The sequence below is a fragment of the Pseudomonas sp. S2_E01 genome, assembly GCF_054668365.1.
The window spans coordinates 4,786,514-4,801,841 of sequence record NZ_CP162762.1 but is presented as its reverse complement, the minus strand read 5'-3'; the positions used below and the strand labels follow the sequence as shown (position 1 = coordinate 4,801,841).

Sequence of the window (15,328 nt, the reverse complement as noted above, 5' to 3'; positions counted from 1 at the left end):
AAAATTTGTGTATAGCCCAAATCACTGTGGGAGCGGGCTTGGCGAAGCGTCGCACCGCCGCGATGGCGTCAGATCAGACCGCCGCCACCTCGGCTGGCGACACGATACTGGTCTTGCCCCCACGGGATTTGCCCGAACTCAGGTATTCGGCAATCGACTCCTGGGTGACTTCCCCGAGGAACACCCGCTCCGCATCCATCACCGGCAGCCACGAGCGGTTGAACTCGTACATGCGCGACAACAGGATGCGCAGGTGTTCGTCGTAGGCCGCCGTGGCGTTGAACTCGCGCAGGTACTGGCCGCAGGTGCCGGTCTGACGGTGCAGGTCACGGCGTCGTACATAGCCCAGTGCCTTGTTTTCAGCGTCGGTGACGACGACATAACGGCGGTCGTGCTCGTCCATCAACTCCAGCGCTTCGGCCACCGGCGTTTCCGGGCTGACCGATGGGGCATTGTCCGCCGCGTCCTCGGCTTTCACCAGCAGCAGTCGCTTGAGCGTGCTGTCCTGGCCAACGAAGTTGCTGACGAACTCGTCCGCCGGGTGCGCCAGCAGGGTGTCGGGGTGGTCGATCTGCAGCAGCTTGCCAGCGCGGAAGATCGCGATCTTGTCGCCCAGCTTGATGGCCTCGTCGATGTCGTGGCTGACCATGATCACGGTCTTGTTCAGCGCTCGCTGCATCTCGAAAAATTCGTTCTGGATCATCTCGCGGTTGATCGGGTCGACCGCACCGAAGGGTTCATCCATCAGCAACAACGGCGCCTCGGCCGCCAGTGCGCGAATTACGCCGATCCGTTGCTGCTGGCCACCCGACAACTCCCGTGGATAGCGGTGCAGATACTGCTTGGGTTCAAGCTTGATCATGCTCATCAGCTCGCGGGCGCGGTCGTGGCATTTCTGTTTGTCCCAGCCGAGCAGTTTTGGCACGACCACGATGTTTTCCTCGATGGTCATGTTCGGGAACAGGCCGATCTGCTGGATCACGTAGCCGATGTTGCGGCGCAGCGTCACTTCGTCGAGGTCGGTGGTGTCTTCGCCGTTGATGAAGATCTTGCCCGAGGTCGGCTTGATCAGGCGGTTGATCATCTTGAGCGTGGTGCTTTTGCCGCAACCCGATGGCCCGAGGAATACACAGATTTCGCCTTCGTTGACGGTCAGGCTGACCGAGTCCACGGCTTTTACGTCTTTGCCGTTGCTTTGGAAGGTCTTGCTGAGGTTTTGAAGTTCGATCATTTGAGGAGTCCTTTTGGAGTCAACGAGCGTTGCAGCAGTTGCAGGATCAAGTCGGCAAAGATGGCCAGGAGGCTGACCAGCACGGCGCCGACGATCAGCATCGACATGTCGCTGCGGCTGATGGAGGCGAGGATGAGTACGCCGAGGCCACCGGCACCGATGGTGGCGGCGATGGTCATGACACCGATGTTCATGACCACGGCGGTGCGTACACCGGCGAGGATCACCGGCACCGCGATGGGCAGCTCGACCATGCGCAGGCGCTGGCCGAAGGTCATGCCGATGCCGCGCGCGGCTTCACGGATGCCCGGCTCGACGCCGGTCAATGCGAGGTAGGTGTTGCGCATGATCGGCAGCAGTGAATAAAGGAACACGGCGGTGATCGCCGGCATGGGACCCAGGCCTTGGCCGAACTTGGAGTAGAACGGCAGCAGCAGGCCGAACAGGGCAATCGACGGCACGGTCAGCAGCACCGTGGCGCTGGCTTGCAGGGGGCCGGCGAGTGTCGGGAACCGTGTCATCAGGATGCCCAGCGGGACACCGACCACAATCGCCAGGGTCACGGCGATGCCGACCAGAGTGATGTGTTGCCAGGTCAGGTGCAGCACCTGTGACCAGTCGAGGTGGGAAAAGGCGTTGAAGAATTCCATGGCTCTTCCTCCTTAATTGATGGGGTGCTGGCGCAGGAAATCAGCGGCCACGGTGGAAGGGCTCTGGTGATCGACATCGACCCGCGCGTTGAGCTCGCGCATGGTGTTGTCGTCGAACAGCTCGGCCAGTGGCTTGAGTTGTTCAGCCAGTTGCGGGTGGGCGTCGAGAAACGCCTGACGCACCACCGGTGCGGCGGTGTAGTCCGGGAAGTAATGCTTGTCGTCTTCCAGCAGCTTCAGCTTGAAGGCGTTAAGGCGTCCGTCGGTGGTGTAGACCAGACCGGCAAATACCTGAGCATTGCGCAATGCGGTGTAGACCAGGCCGGCGTCCATCTGGCGGATGTTCTTGCGTGTCAGGTTCATGTCGTACAGTTCGACCATGCCCGCCAGGCCGTCGGAGCGGTTGGCGAACTCGGTGTCCAGGGCCACGAGGTTGTTGGTCTCGGCCTCCTGGCGCAGCACTGTGTTCAGGTCGCTGATGGTGTTGATCTGCGGGTACTCATCAGCGACTTTTTTCGGCAGGGCGAGGGCGTAGGTGTTGCTGAATTTCGACGGAGTCAGCCAGACCAGGCCTTTCTTGGCGTCGAGCTCTTTCACCCGGGCGTAGGACTGTTCGCTGTCGAGTTTTTCAGTGACGTGGTTGTAGGCCACCAGCGACACGCCGGTGTATTCCCAGAGCATGTCCAGTTGCCCGCTTTCGTGGGCGCTACGGGCCAGGTTGCTGCCCAGGCCGCCGGTAACCTGCACGTCGTAACCCTTGGTGCGCAGGTATTGCGAGGTGATTTCCGCCAACAGGGTCTGTTCGGTGAATACCCGGGCGCCGATGCGCAACAGCGGTTTTTCCGCCGCTTGGGCAAAACCTGCGAGCAGCAGGATGCCGCCCAGTATCAAGCATAATTTTTTCATGACGATTCCTTTGCCGAGGCTTAAGACGGGCGCAAGCCGCGTTCGAGCCAGAGGCGGCTGGCGAGTGTCACCAGGCCGTCGAGCAGCAGCGCCAGCAGGGCGGTGCAAGCCGCGCCGAGCAGGAGTTGCGGCTGATTGTTCAGGGCGATGCCGGGGAAAATCAGGCTGCCCAGGCTGTTGGCGCCGATCAGGAACGCCAGCGGTGCGGTGCCGACGTTGATCGCCAGGGACACGCGCACGCCACCGATGATGATCGGCACGGCGTTGGGCAGTTCGACTTTCCACAGCACCTGGCGCGGGGTCATGCCGATGCCGGTCGCGGCTTCCTTGAGCGAGCCCTGCACGTTTTTCAGGCCTTCATAGGTGTTGCGCACGATGGGCAGCAGCGAGGCGAGGAACAGGGCGAAGATGGCGGGGCCACTGCCGATGCCCAGAATACCCAGGGCGATGGCGAGTACGGCGAGCGGCGGCACGGTGTTGCCGATGTTGAAGATTTGCATGAAGCGTTCAGCACGGCCCACCATCGACGGGCGGCTGAGAAAGATGCCGGCGGGAATTCCCACGACAAGGGCCGCCAGCATCGAGGCCAGGACCAGAATCAAATGCGCTTGCAGGTAAAACAATAAATCGTCGCGGTACTGTTGAATCGTGTTGATGCCAATCCAGTGGACCAGCAGGGCCAGAAGGGCGACCGCAACCGCACCTCCTACCAGCCCTTTGCCATAGCGAATAGCCACAGGCGGACTCCTGTTTTCTTTTGTCGGCGAACGCAGTCCCATGTGGCAGGCCATGACACTGGCTGCCGCGCAGGGCGTTCGCGAGAAGCAGCTCATACCGAGCATGCCCCTGTAGGAGCGAGCTTGCTCGCGATGAAGGATCAGACGACACGGTCTATCTGACACCCCATCGCGAGCAAGCTCGCTCCTACAGGGGTAGGCGTACGGCATTGAGCCATGAGCGCAGCCTCGTCAGGCTAACTTGCTGATTTTCCAGCCCCTGATACGAGTGTCGTAGCAGGGGAGTGGACGCCTCCACCTTTAAAAGGTTCCATAATTAGCAGCATTTGGCCACCCTTCATCCTCGCCCGGCGCTTTGCATTGACAGCAAAGCGCCGGGCGAGCGGTGGTCCGACGCCTTCGGTTTACGCTATACTCGCCGCCCTTTTTTGAATCACCGCCAGGCGATTTTCCATGACCAGACAGGCCGCCGAAGTCGCGAAGCGCCGCACTTTTGCCATTATTTCCCACCCCGACGCCGGTAAAACCACCATCACCGAGAAGCTGTTGCTGATGGGCAAGGCGATTGCGGTCGCGGGTACGGTGAAGTCCCGTAAGTCGGACCGCCATGCCACGTCCGACTGGATGGAAATGGAAAAGCAGCGGGGTATCTCGATTACCACGTCGGTCATGCAGTTCCCGTATCGCGAACACATGATCAACCTGCTCGACACCCCGGGCCACGAAGACTTCTCGGAAGATACCTATCGCACCCTGACTGCGGTGGACTCCGCGTTGATGGTGCTCGACGGCGGTAAAGGTGTAGAGCCACGGACCATCGCGTTGATGGACGTCTGCCGTCTGCGCGATACGCCGATCGTCAGCTTCATCAACAAACTTGACCGTGACATCCGTGACCCGATTGAACTGCTCGACGAAATCGAGGCGGTTCTCAAGATCAAGGCTGCGCCGATCACCTGGCCGATTGGTTGCTACCGGGATTTCAAGGGTGTGTATCACCTCGCCGGCGACTACATCATTGTCTACACCGCCGGTCACGGTCACGAACGCACCGAAACCAAGATCATCGAGAAACTCGACTCCGACGAGGCGCGTGCGCACCTGGGCGATGAGTACGAGCGTTTCCTCGAGCAACTCGAACTGGTGCAGGGCGCCTGCCACGAGTTCAACCAGCAGGAGTTCATCGACGGCCAGATGACCCCGGTGTTCTTCGGTACCGCGCTGGGCAACTTCGGCGTCGATCACGTGCTCGATGCCGTGGTGGACTGGGCACCGCGCCCACTGCCACGGGTAGCCAACGAGCGCACCGTGGAACCGGTGGAAGAGAAGTTCTCGGGCTTCATCTTCAAGATCCAGGCGAACATGGACCCGAAACACCGCGACCGGATCGCATTCATGCGTATCTGCTCGGGCAAGTACGAAAAAGGCATGAAGATGCGCCACGTGCGCACCGGCAAGGACGTGCGCATCGGCGACGCCCTGACGTTCTTCTCTTCCGAGCGAGAGCAACTGGAAGAGGCGTTTGCAGGCGACATCATCGGTCTGCACAACCACGGCACCATCCAGATCGGTGATACCTTCACCGAAGGTGAGTCCCTGGGCTTCACCGGTATCCCACACTTCGCCCCGGAACTGTTCCGTCGCGTGCGCCTGCGCGACCCGCTTAAGTCCAAGCAACTGCGCCAGGGCTTGCAGCAGTTGGCGGAAGAGGGCGCCACCCAGGTGTTCTTCCCGGAACGCAGCAACGACATCATCCTTGGCGCCGTGGGTGTGCTGCAGTTCGACGTGGTCGCCAGCCGCCTGAAGGAAGAATACAAGGTCGAGTGCTCCTACGAGCCGATCACCGTGTACTCCGCGCGCTGGATCGATTGCAGCGACAAGAAGAAACTCGAGGAATTCTCCAACAAGGCCGTGGAAAACCTGGCCGTCGACGGTGGCGGTCACCTGACCTACCTTGCCCCGACCCGCGTCAACCTGGCCCTGATGGAAGAGCGCTGGCCCGACGTGAAATTCCGCGCGACGCGTGAGCATCACTAAGCGCTGAACGACTACACCCAAAGCCCCGTTGCGAAAGCCTCGGGGCTTTTTGTTAGCTGCACACCCGACCCTGTAGGAGCGAGCATGCTCGCGATGACGGTGTGTCAGTCTACATTTGTGTTATTTGACACACCGCCTCGCGAGCAATCGAGCGTCGACCGGCTGCTCCTACAGGTGACCATCGCCAATTCGAAATAAGGGTTATGCCAAAGCAATCTCTCCGCCCGTGGCATTTCAGGCTCGTCACCAGCGTCCTATCTGGAGAAACACCCCAAACGGAACTAGATTTTATTCAGCGCTCAAAGGAGGGAATCGGCCATGAACCGGTTGTTTCGCGTTTTACTGATGTTGAAGGTATTGGTGATGCTGTCCTTCGGGACGTCGATGGCGTGGGCCGAGTGTGAGGACCACGACACGCAGGCCTCGAGTGGGCCGGTGGGGCATGCCGGGTTGATGATTGCCAAATCGGAGTCTGAGCCGGGCGATCAGGGGCAGGGAGGCAGCGAGGGGGATGATGACTCGACTACCGATGACCCGGATAGCGGTGATGAGGATGACGATGGTTCGGCGTAGCTGATCCAGCTGCGCACACATAAAAACTGTGGGAGCGAGCCTGCTCGCGATGGCGTCCTGTCAGTTGACATGGTTGTCACTGGCAGACCGCTATCGCGAGCAGGCTCGCTCCCACAGGTCAGTGGTTTACTTCAGGTGTTTTCTACAAAAACTGCTCCGCATAGTGGCAAGCCACCTGCCGGCTATCGAGCGGACGCAGCAGCGGCTCTTCCGTGCTGCAACGCTCGGTCGCATACGGGCAACGCTTGTGGAAGGCGCAGCCTGGTGGCGGGTTCAGCGGGTTGGGCAGTTCGCCCACGATCTTGATTTTCGGCTTGGACGGATCCGGGTGAATGGTCGGTGTCGCCGAGAGCAAGGCCTGGGTGTACGGGTGCAGTGGACGGGCGTAGATGTCCTCTTTCGGGCCGATTTCCACCGGGCGACCGAGGTACATCACCATCACGTCGTCGGCCACGTGTTGCACCACGGCCAGGTTGTGGGAGATGAACACGTAACCGGTGTTGAACTCCTGCTGCATGTCCATGAACAGGTTCAGCACCTGGGCCTGGATCGACACGTCGAGCGCCGAGGTGGGTTCGTCCGCCACCAGCACCTTGGGTTGCAGCATCATGGCGCGCGCCAGGGCGATGCGCTGGCGCTGACCACCAGAGAACATGTGCGGATAACGCTGGTAGTGCTCGGGACGCAAGCCGACCTGCTTCATCATCGCCTGGACCTTCTCGCGACGCTCGGCGGCACTGAGGCTGGTGTTGATCAACAAAGGTTCGGCCAGTTGATCACCGATTTTCTGCCGTGGGTTGAGCGAGGCGTACGGGCTCTGGAACACCATCTGTACGTCTTTACGCAGTTGCTTGCGCTGGGCCTTGTCGGCGCCGGCCACTTCCTGGCCGGCGATCTTCAGCGAACCCGAGGACGGCTCCTCGATCAGTGTCAGGGCGCGGGCGAGGGTGGATTTGCCACAACCGGATTCACCGACGACTGCGAGGGTCTTGCCGGCTTCCAGTTCGAACGACACGCCGTTCAGGGCGCGCACGGTGGCGTGGCCCTTGAACAGGCCTCGGGACACTTCGTAGTGACGGGTGAGGTCGCGGGCGGTAAGTACGACGGCCATTACGCCACCTCCTGGTTCAGCGGATAGAAGCAGCGAGCGAGGCTGTTGCTTTTCGGGTCAAGGGCTGGCCGCTGCGCGCGGCAGTTGTCCTGCACGTACGGGCAGCGTGGCGACAGCAGGCAGCCTTGCGGGCGGTCATAGCGACCGGGCACGATGCCGGGCAGGGTCGAGAGGCGCGAGGCACCCAGGCTGTGCTCCGGAATCGCCTTGAGCAGTGCTTCGCTGTAGGGGTGCGCCGGGATGTCGAACAGTTGCGGCACCTGGCCCACTTCCACAGCCTGGCCGGCGTACATCACGCACACGCGCTGGGCGGTTTCAGCGACCACCGCGAGGTCGTGGGTGATCAGCACCAGGCCCATGTTCTGCTCTTTCTGCAACGCCAGCAGCAATTCCATGATCTGCGCCTGGATGGTCACGTCCAACGCGGTGGTCGGTTCGTCGGCTATCAGCAGTTTCGGCTCGCCGGCAATCGCCATGGCGATCGCGACTCGCTGGCTCATGCCGCCGGACAGTTGATGCGGGTAGGCGTCCATGCGGCTGGCCGCGCCCGGAATTTCAACTTTTTCCAACAACTCGATGGCACGCTTGCGCGCGGCCTTGCCGGACATGTTCAGGTGCAGGCGCAGCACTTCCTCGATCTGGAAGCCCACGGTGTAGCTGGGGTTCAGCGCGGTCATCGGGTCCTGGAACACCATCGCCAGGTCTTTACCGACGATCTGCCGGCGCTGGCGATTGCTCAGCTTGAGCATGTTCTGGCCGTCAAAGCTCAACGAGTCGGCGGTCACGATGCCCGGGTGCTCGATCAAGCCCATCAGCGCCATCATGGTCACGGACTTGCCGGAACCGGACTCGCCAACGATGGCCAGCACTTCGCCCTTGTCCACCTTGAGGTCGAGGCCGTCGACCACCGGGGTGGCGTTCTTGTCGCCAAAGCGAACGTTGAGATTCTTGATTTCTAGCAGTGACATGGGAATCTCCTCAGGCGGCGTTCTTGAGTTTCGGGTCCAGCGCGTCGCGCAGGCCGTCACCCATCAAGTTGATTGCCAGCACGCTGAGCAAAATGGTCAAACCCGGCAGGCTCACGACCCACCAGGCGCGTTCGATGTAGTCACGGGCCGAAGCCAGCATGGTGCCCCACTCAGGGGTTGGCGGTTGTACGCCAAGGCCCAGGAAGCCCAGAGCGGCGGCATCGAGAATCGCCGAGGAGAAGCTCAAGGTGGCCTGGACGATCAGCGGTGCCATGCAGTTGGGCAGCACGGTGATGAACATCAGGCGAGGCAGGCCGGCACCGGCCAGGCGGGCCGCAGTCACGTAGTCGCGGTTCAGCTCGCCCATCACAGCGGCGCGGGTCAGGCGCACATACGACGGCAGGGACACCACGGCGATGGCGATCACGGTGTTGATCAGACCTGGGCCGAGGATGGCGACGATCGCCACGGCCAGCAGCAGGGACGGCAGGGCGAGCATGATGTCCATCAGGCGCATGATGGTGGGGCCGAGCAGTTTGGGGAAGAAGCCCGCGAACAGGCCCAGCAGGATCCCCGGAATCAACGACATCACCACCGACGACAAACCGATCAGCAGCGACAGGCGCGAACCCTGGATCAGGCGCGACAGCAGGTCACGGCCCAGTTCATCGGTGCCGAGCAGGAACTGCATTTGCCCACCTTCGAGCCATGCCGGAGGTGTCAGCAGGAAGTCACGGTATTGCTCGCTTGGATTATGCGGGGCGACCCATGGCGCGAAGATCGCGCAGAAAATCACCAGCAGCATGAACAGCAGGCCGGCAACGGCGCCTTTGTTCTTGGCGAACGCTTGCCAGAATTCTTTGTACGGCGAGGGGTACAGCAGGCTTTGATCCGCGGAAGCGGCGGTGGCTACTGAGGAAGTTGGAGTGCTCATGAATATTGACCTCAGCGCTGATGACGGATGCGTGGGTTGGCAAAGCCGTAGAGGATGTCCACCACGAAGTTGACCAGAATCACCAGGCAGGCGATTAACAGGATGCCGTTTTGTACCACCGGGTAGTCACGGGCGCCGATGGCTTCGATCAGCCATTTGCCAATGCCTGGCCAGGAGAAGATGGTTTCAGTCAGGACCGCACCCGCCAACAGGGTGCCGACTTGCAGGCCGACCACGGTCAGTACCGGGATCAGCGCGTTGCGCAGGCCATGCACGAACACCACGCGCGACGGCGACAGGCCCTTGGCCTTGGCGGTACGGATGTAGTCTTCGCGCAGGACTTCGAGCATCGACGAACGGGTCATACGCGCGATCACCGCCAGCGGGATGGTGCCGAGCACGATGGCCGGCAGGATCAGATGATGCAGGGCGTCGAGGAACGCGCCTTCTTCATCGGCCAGCAAGGTGTCGATGAGCATGAAGCCGGTGCGCGGCTCGATGTCATACAAAAGGTCGATCCGCCCGGATACCGGGGTCCAGCCCAGGGAAACGGAGAAGAACATGATCAGGATCAGGCCCCACCAGAAGATGGGCATCGAGTAACCCGTCAGGGAGATGCCCATCACGCCATGGTCGAACAGCGAGCCTCGCTTGAGTGCCGCGATCACGCCGGCCAGCAGGCCGAGAATACCGGCAAACAGCAGTGCGGCCATGGACAGCTCCAGGGTCGCGGGAAACAGGGAGGTGAACTCGGTCCAGACGCTTTCACGGGTACGCAGGGATTCCCCCAGGTCGCCGTGGGCCAGTTTCCCGACATAGTCCAGGTACTGGGCGTAGAGCGGTTTGTTGAGACCAAGGCGTTCCATTGCCTGAGCGTGCATTTCGGGGTCGACCCGACGTTCTCCCATCATGACTTCCACAGGATCGCCAGGGATCATGCGAATCAACGCGAAAGTCAGCAACGTGATGCCGAAGAACGTGGGGATCAACAACCCCAGTCGGCGGGCAATAAAACTAAACATTGTGCGGTGTACCTCATCAGCCGGTTAGGCGTGCCTGGTGTCCCTGGGGTCAGGGACACCGGGAGTTTTCTTATTTACTTCACCTGGGTGGTGGCGAAGTTATTCGTGGTCAGGGGGCTAATGTAATAACCCTCTACGTTGTTGCGCATTGCGGTGAACATTCTAGTGTGTGCAAGGCTGATCCATGGCTGGTCCTGGTTGAAGAGCGCCTGGGCCTGCTCATACAGGGCTGCGCGTTCGGCGGGGTCGGTTTTCTCCCGGGCCTGGTCGAGCAGGGCCTGAAACTTGTCGTTACACCAGCGCGCGTAGTTTTCGCCGTTTTTCGCCGCCTCGCAACTCAGCAATGGCGTGAGGAAGTTGTCCGGGTCGCCGTTGTCGCCCGCCCAACCGGCGGAAACCATATCGTGCTCGCCGTTTTTCGCGCGTTTGAGCATTTCGCCCCATTCCATCACGCGGATGTCGATCTTGATCCCGATCTTGGCCAGGTCGGCCTGCATCATCTGCGCGCCGAGCATCGGATTGGGGTTGGTCGCACCGCCACCGTTGCGGGTGAACAGGGTGAACGTGGTGCCTTCCGGCACGCCGGCTTCCTTGAGCAGGGCGCGGGCCTTGTCCAGGTCACGGGCCGGGTTTTTCAGGTTGTGGTTGTAGCCTAGCAGGGTGTCCGGATACGGGTTGACCGCGACGGTTGCATTGCCCTTGCCAAACAGCGCGTTGACGGCCGCTTCCTTGTCGAAGGCGATGTCGATGGCTTTGCGCACACGGACATCGCTCAGGTATTTGTGCTGGGTGTTCATGGCGATGTAGGCGACGGTCATCGCGTTCATTTCATCGACCTTGAGCTTTGGATCTTTCTTGATGCTCGGAATGTCATCGGGCTTGGGGTACAGCGCAACCTGGCACTCGTTGGCCTTGAGTTTTTGTAGACGCACGTTGTTGTCGGTGGCGATCGCGAAGATCAGCGATTCGGCCGGGACCTTGCCACGGAAGTACTCCGGGTTGGCCTTGAAGCGCACCTGGGCGTCCTTGTTGTAGCGCTGGAAGACGAACGGCCCGGTACCGATCGGCTTGCTGTTCAGGTCGCCCGTCTTGCCGGCCTTGAGCAACTGGTCGGCGTATTCGGCCGGGTAGATCGAGGAAAACGCCATGGCGATGTCGGCCAGGAAGGGCGCTTCGCGGCGGGTCAGGGTGAACTTGACCGTGTTGTCGTCGACTTTCTCGACGCTTTTGAGCAGCTCTTTGAAGCCCATGCTTTCAAAGTAGGGGAAGCCCACGCTCGATTTGTCATGCCACGGGTGTTTCGGGTCCAGCTGGCGCTGGAAACTCCAGACCACGTCGTCGGCATTCATGTCGCGGGTCGGCTTGAAGTATTCGGTGGTGTGAAACTTGACACCTTTGCGCAGATGGAACGTGTAGGTCAGGCCATCTTCGCTGATGTCCCAGGAGTCGGCCAGGGCCGGAACCACATCGGTGGTGCCAGGCTTGAAGTCGGCCAGGCGATTGAAAATGGTTTCAGCCACCGCGTCGGCTGTGACTGCAGTCGTGTACTGAACCATGTCGAAGCCTTCCGGACTGTTTTCGGTACAAACCACCAGGGGTTTGGCCGAGACACCCACCGCAACACTCAGCAAGGCGGCTGCGACGGCCGCACGTAGGGGAAGCATTTTCATCGAGAACCCTCTGCAATCGGTTAGAAAACAAAAAGCCGTGCGGCTTGGTTGAATCAGCCGCACGGCAGGTGCGTTACAGAATGTTGAACGGGATGGTGGTCACGAGACGGAACTCGTTGATGCTGCCATCGGACTGGTTTTCGCTGGCGCGGTGAGTGGTGTAGGTCGCGCGGATAGCGGTGGCCTTGAGCGGGCCACTCTGAATGGCGTAGGACGTACCAATGCCGTATTCGTAATGGTGTTCGCCGTCCATTGCCTTCACGTCGCCGTAGCCGGTGCTGTTGTAGTGAGTACCGTCGATACCCCAGCCGCGAGCCTGGTAGATGTTGAACTTCAGGCCAGGTACGCCGTATTCAGCCATGTTCAGGCCGTAGGCGATCTGGAACGATTTCTCGTTCGGGCCGTTGAAGTCCGACAGCAGGGAGTTGGCGAGGTAAATGCCGTTGGTTTCGTGCAGGTAGTCGAAGTATTCGTTACCGTTCACTTGCTGGTACGAGAAGGTCAGGCTATGAGCCTGGTGGGTCAGGCCGAGCGACAGGGAGTAGGTGTCGTTGTCGATCTGGCCCAGCTTGGCTTTACCTTCGTCTACGGTTTTGTAGTAGTTCAGGCCAGTGGTCAGGCTCAGCTCCTGGCTGTCACCCAATACGTGGCTGGCGCCGAAGTAGTACTGGTTCCAGAAGTCTTCGGCCTGGGTGGCCCAGAGGCTGGTAGTCAGGCTTTCCAGCGGATTGTAAGTGATGCCGCCGGTGTAGATGTGATCGGACTCAACGCTGCGGGTGCCGTACTCTGAGCGGAATTTTTGCTGGCTCTGTTCCATACGTGGCGAGACGCGGTCAAAGGTCGCGAAATCGAAGGTCAGATTGTCCAACTCGCCGATTTTCAGCGCGCCACCCTGGAAGCTCGAAGGCAGCGCACGGTTGCCGATGGTGTCGACTTGCGGGCTGCTGTAGCTCATGCGACCCACTGTCAGGGTGCTGTTGGAGATGCGCGCCTTGACGTTGGCCAGGCCCAGTTTGCTCCACTGATCGACGGCGTCGCCATCGGAGTGGGCGAGGGTACGGTTGGAACCGCCCTTGATGTCTTCGCGGCTACGATCCAGCGCGATGGCATTGTACGCCGCGACTTCAGTGCTCAAGCCTACGGTGCCTTGGGTGAAGCCCGAGGTGTAGTTGAGGATGGTGCCCTGGACCCAGTTGATCCGGCGAGTACCGGTCTCGGTGACTCCGTGGCGCTCGTAGGTGTAGAAGCCGCCACGCTGCTTGTCCTCGTTCGAGTACCAGTTACGGGTCGTACCGCTCAAGGACTGGCCATCGATGAAGCCGGTCGCTTCGCTCTGTGCACTTTTCTCTTTCACGGTAACCGGTGTGAAGGCCTGGCTTTGGGTTTCCGCGTAAGCCGTGGCGGTGATGCTACTGATGGCCAGGGCCAGTATCGCGGTGCTGCTCAGTTTCATGGGTGAAGCTCCTTAACTTTCTTTTTTTTATGCCGGTTTTTTGTGGTGGTCCGGCTACTTGGTTGGAACTCATTCACGCAGTGCAAACGTTTGCCTTGTGCCAAATTGGCGGATTACGGCAATACGCCTGCATGAGGGCGCAAGGCGCCCCCGGGCGTTTAGCTACACGGTTTGGTTATTTATCGATGCTGACACCCGAGAACACGTTGCGGCCGAACGGGCTGACCTTGAAGCCTTCGACTTTGGCGCTTAACGGCTGGTTGACCGTCGAGTGAGCGACAGGCGTGATTGGCACTTGCTGCTTGAGCAGTTGCTGGGCCTGTTTGTAGAGCACGGTGCGCTGGTCGCGATCAGTGACGATCTTGGCCTGCTTGATCAGCTTGTCGTAAGCCGGGTCACACCATTGGGAGTAGTTGTTGCCGCCGATGGCATCGCAGCTGTACAGCGTGCCCAGCCAGTTGTCCGGGTCACCGTTGTCACCGGTCCAGCCAATCAGGCTGATGTCGTGTTCGCCATTCTTGGTGCGCTTGATGTACTCGCCCCATTCGTAGCTGACGATCTTCACCTTGAGGCCAATCTTCGCCCAGTCGGCCTGGAGCATCTCGGCCATCAGCTTGGCGTTGGGGTTGTATGGACGCTGCACCGGCATTGCCCATAGAGTGATTTCGGTGCCTTCCTTGACGCCGGCGGCCTTGAGCAGTTGCTTGGCTTTTTCCGGGTTGTAGGCGGCGTCCTTGATAGTGTCGTCGTAGGACCATTGGGTGGGTGGCATGGCGTTGACCGCCAACTGCCCGGCGCCCTGGTAGACCGCGTTGAGAATACCCTGCTTGTTCACCGCCATGTCCAGCGCCTGGCGCACTTCGAGCTGGTCGAACGGTTTGTGACGCACGTTGTAGGCGATGTAGCCGAGGTTGAAACCCGGCTTCTCGATCAGGGTGAGTTTCGGGTCATTCTTGAGTGCATCGACGTCGGCGGGGCGGGGGTGCAGGGTGATCTGGCACTCATTGGCCTTGAGCTTTTGCACGCGCACCGAGGCGTCGGTGTTGATGGCAAAAATCAGGTTGTCGAGTTTGACCCGGCTCGGGTCCCAGTACTGCTTGTTGCCGCTGTAACGGATGTTGGAGTCTTTCTGATAGCTCTTGAACACGAACGGCCCGGTGCCGATCGGCTTCTGGTTGATCTCGCTGGGTTTGCCCGCGGCCAGCAATTGGTCGGCGTATTCGGCGGACAGGATGGAAGCGAAACTCATGGCGATGTTCTGGATGAACGCGGCGTCCACGCTGTTGAGCGTCATGACCACGGTCAGCGGCCCGGTCTTTTCGACCTTGGCAATGTTCTTGTTCAGGCTCATCCCGTTGAAGTAAGGGAATTCGGTGGCGTAGGCCTTACGGAAAGGATGTTGCGGGTCAAGCATGCGATTGAAGGTGAAGAGCACGTCGTCCGCGTTGAAATCGCGTGTCGGCGTGAAGTACTTGGTGGTGTGAAATTTCACTCCTTCACGCAAGTGGAAGGTGTATTTGAGACCGTCCTCGGAAATATCCCAGCTCTTCGCCAGCCCCGGTACCACGTTGGTCGCGCCTTTTTCGAACTCGGCCAACCGGTTGTACAACGGTTCGGCGGCATCATTATCGGTGGCGGTGGTGTACTGCGCGGTGTCGAAGCCCGCCGGGCTGCCTTCAGAGCAAAACACCAGACTGTTATTGGCGGCATGGCTCATGGAAGTGGCGGCCAACAGGCCGGTGCCCAGCAATGCGGATAAAACCAAGGTATGGCGCATGACGCTCCCTCTTTCTTTTCGCTAAGTGTTCAATGAACTGCAGCCCCGTCCGGGGGCATGGCAGCCTTTTTGATTTCAAACCATGACGAGCAGCAGTCAGCCGATAGCCTGCACATACATTGTTCAGATACCGACGGTAAGAGCCGAAGGTCTGTCAGTAAATGCGAAAAGTCCTAAAAGCTTGTGGGAAAGTTCAACGCACCAGGCACCGCTGCCGTAATACTCAGCGGAATTGGATGTAGGTAATTTCCCAGTCTAT

At 60.2% G+C, this 15,328-nt stretch carries 13 protein-coding genes; 2 read left to right on the top strand and 11 right to left on the bottom strand.

The genetic code is table 11. The annotated features are described in order from the left end of the window. Positions 1 to 73: 73 nt before the first annotated feature. Genes AB4O36_RS22360 through AB4O36_RS22345 form a run of 4 tightly spaced genes read right to left on the bottom strand, consistent with a single transcriptional unit; the run spans position 74 to position 3,566 of the window. Positions 74 to 1,231 (bottom strand): osmoprotectant ABC transporter ATP-binding protein OsmV, encoded by a 1,158-nt coding sequence (locus AB4O36_RS22360; protein ID WP_460118195.1) that lies wholly within the window; start codon positions 1,229 to 1,231, stop codon positions 74 to 76. Continuing rightward, complete coding sequence (locus tag AB4O36_RS22355; RefSeq protein ID WP_460140291.1) at positions 1,228 to 1,881, bottom strand: ABC transporter permease; 654 nt, start codon at positions 1,879 to 1,881, stop codon at positions 1,228 to 1,230. The genes AB4O36_RS22360 and AB4O36_RS22355 overlap by 4 nt, the downstream gene beginning before the upstream one ends. Before the next feature lie 12 nt (positions 1,882 to 1,893). After that, complete coding sequence (locus tag AB4O36_RS22350; protein WP_460140290.1) at positions 1,894 to 2,787, bottom strand: glycine betaine ABC transporter substrate-binding protein; 894 nt, start codon at positions 2,785 to 2,787, stop codon at positions 1,894 to 1,896. Positions 2,788 to 2,807: 20 nt separating this feature from the next. Continuing rightward, the gene (locus tag AB4O36_RS22345; RefSeq protein ID WP_460118189.1) at positions 2,808 to 3,566 is read right to left on the bottom strand and encodes an ABC transporter permease; all 759 of its coding nucleotides are present in this window, start codon (positions 3,564 to 3,566) and stop codon (positions 2,808 to 2,810) included. A gap of 411 nt (positions 3,567 to 3,977) precedes the next feature. Between AB4O36_RS22345 and AB4O36_RS22340 the strand changes: the two genes are divergently transcribed. Next, positions 3,978 to 5,561 carry a peptide chain release factor 3 gene (locus AB4O36_RS22340; RefSeq protein WP_460118187.1) on the top strand — a complete coding sequence of 528 codons (1,584 nt, stop codon included), beginning with the start codon at positions 3,978 to 3,980 and terminating at the stop codon, positions 5,559 to 5,561. Positions 5,562 to 5,879: 318 nt separating this feature from the next. Then, positions 5,880 to 6,134, top strand: a complete 255-nt coding sequence (locus tag AB4O36_RS22335) for a hypothetical protein (protein ID WP_460140289.1) — start codon at positions 5,880 to 5,882, stop codon at positions 6,132 to 6,134. A gap of 142 nt (positions 6,135 to 6,276) precedes the next feature. Here AB4O36_RS22335 and AB4O36_RS22330 read toward each other — a convergent pair whose 3' ends face one another. From AB4O36_RS22330 to AB4O36_RS22300, 7 genes are all read right to left on the bottom strand, one after another. After that, positions 6,277 to 7,245, bottom strand: a complete 969-nt coding sequence (locus AB4O36_RS22330; RefSeq protein ID WP_460118182.1) for a peptide ABC transporter ATP-binding protein — start codon at positions 7,243 to 7,245, stop codon at positions 6,277 to 6,279. After that, positions 7,245 to 8,213: an ABC transporter ATP-binding protein gene (locus AB4O36_RS22325; protein ID WP_460118180.1), complete on the bottom strand. Its 969-nt coding sequence runs from the start codon at positions 8,211 to 8,213 to the stop codon at positions 7,245 to 7,247. Before AB4O36_RS22325 ends, AB4O36_RS22330 begins: the two co-directional genes overlap by 1 nt. 10 nt (positions 8,214 to 8,223) lie before the next feature. Continuing rightward, entirely contained in the window at positions 8,224 to 9,147 is a 924-nt protein-coding gene (locus AB4O36_RS22320) for an ABC transporter permease subunit (RefSeq protein WP_460118178.1), read from the bottom strand. Positions 9,148 to 9,158: 11 nt separating this feature from the next. Beyond that, positions 9,159 to 10,169 (bottom strand): ABC transporter permease subunit, encoded by a 1,011-nt coding sequence (locus AB4O36_RS22315; RefSeq protein WP_460118175.1) that lies wholly within the window; start codon positions 10,167 to 10,169, stop codon positions 9,159 to 9,161. A gap of 74 nt (positions 10,170 to 10,243) precedes the next feature. Continuing rightward, positions 10,244 to 11,839, bottom strand: coding sequence for an ABC transporter substrate-binding protein (locus AB4O36_RS22310; RefSeq protein WP_460118173.1), 1,596 nt, complete (start codon positions 11,837 to 11,839; stop codon positions 10,244 to 10,246). Positions 11,840 to 11,912: 73 nt separating this feature from the next. Next, positions 11,913 to 13,292, bottom strand: coding sequence for an OprD family porin (locus tag AB4O36_RS22305; RefSeq protein WP_460118171.1), 1,380 nt, complete (start codon positions 13,290 to 13,292; stop codon positions 11,913 to 11,915). Between the two features lie 175 nt (positions 13,293 to 13,467). Continuing rightward, the gene (locus AB4O36_RS22300; protein WP_460140288.1) at positions 13,468 to 15,069 is read right to left on the bottom strand and encodes an ABC transporter substrate-binding protein; all 1,602 of its coding nucleotides are present in this window, start codon (positions 15,067 to 15,069) and stop codon (positions 13,468 to 13,470) included. Positions 15,070 to 15,328: the final 259 nt, after the last annotated feature.

Excerpts from the sequence above, each read along its gene's own strand:
- AB4O36_RS22360 (WP_460118195.1), bottom strand. The coding sequence starts at position 1,231 with ATGATCGAACTTCAAAACCTCAGCAAGACCTTCCAAAGCAACGGCAAA.
- AB4O36_RS22355 (WP_460140291.1), bottom strand. The coding sequence starts at position 1,881 with ATGGAATTCTTCAACGCCTTTTCCCACCTCGACTGGTCACAGGTGCTG.
- AB4O36_RS22350 (WP_460140290.1), bottom strand. The coding sequence starts at position 2,787 with ATGAAAAAATTATGCTTGATACTGGGCGGCATCCTGCTGCTCGCAGGT.
- AB4O36_RS22345 (WP_460118189.1), bottom strand. The coding sequence starts at position 3,566 with ATGGGACTGCGTTCGCCGACAAAAGAAAACAGGAGTCCGCCTGTGGCT.
- AB4O36_RS22340 (WP_460118187.1), top strand. The coding sequence starts at position 3,978 with ATGACCAGACAGGCCGCCGAAGTCGCGAAGCGCCGCACTTTTGCCATT.
- AB4O36_RS22335 (WP_460140289.1), top strand. The coding sequence starts at position 5,880 with ATGAACCGGTTGTTTCGCGTTTTACTGATGTTGAAGGTATTGGTGATG.
- AB4O36_RS22330 (WP_460118182.1), bottom strand. The coding sequence starts at position 7,245 with ATGGCCGTCGTACTTACCGCCCGCGACCTCACCCGTCACTACGAAGTG.
- AB4O36_RS22325 (WP_460118180.1), bottom strand. The coding sequence starts at position 8,213 with ATGTCACTGCTAGAAATCAAGAATCTCAACGTTCGCTTTGGCGACAAG.
- AB4O36_RS22320 (WP_460118178.1), bottom strand. The coding sequence starts at position 9,147 with ATGAGCACTCCAACTTCCTCAGTAGCCACCGCCGCTTCCGCGGATCAA.
- AB4O36_RS22315 (WP_460118175.1), bottom strand. The coding sequence starts at position 10,169 with ATGTTTAGTTTTATTGCCCGCCGACTGGGGTTGTTGATCCCCACGTTC.
- AB4O36_RS22310 (WP_460118173.1), bottom strand. The coding sequence starts at position 11,839 with ATGAAAATGCTTCCCCTACGTGCGGCCGTCGCAGCCGCCTTGCTGAGT.
- AB4O36_RS22305 (WP_460118171.1), bottom strand. The coding sequence starts at position 13,292 with ATGAAACTGAGCAGCACCGCGATACTGGCCCTGGCCATCAGTAGCATC.
- AB4O36_RS22300 (WP_460140288.1), bottom strand. The coding sequence starts at position 15,069 with ATGCGCCATACCTTGGTTTTATCCGCATTGCTGGGCACCGGCCTGTTG.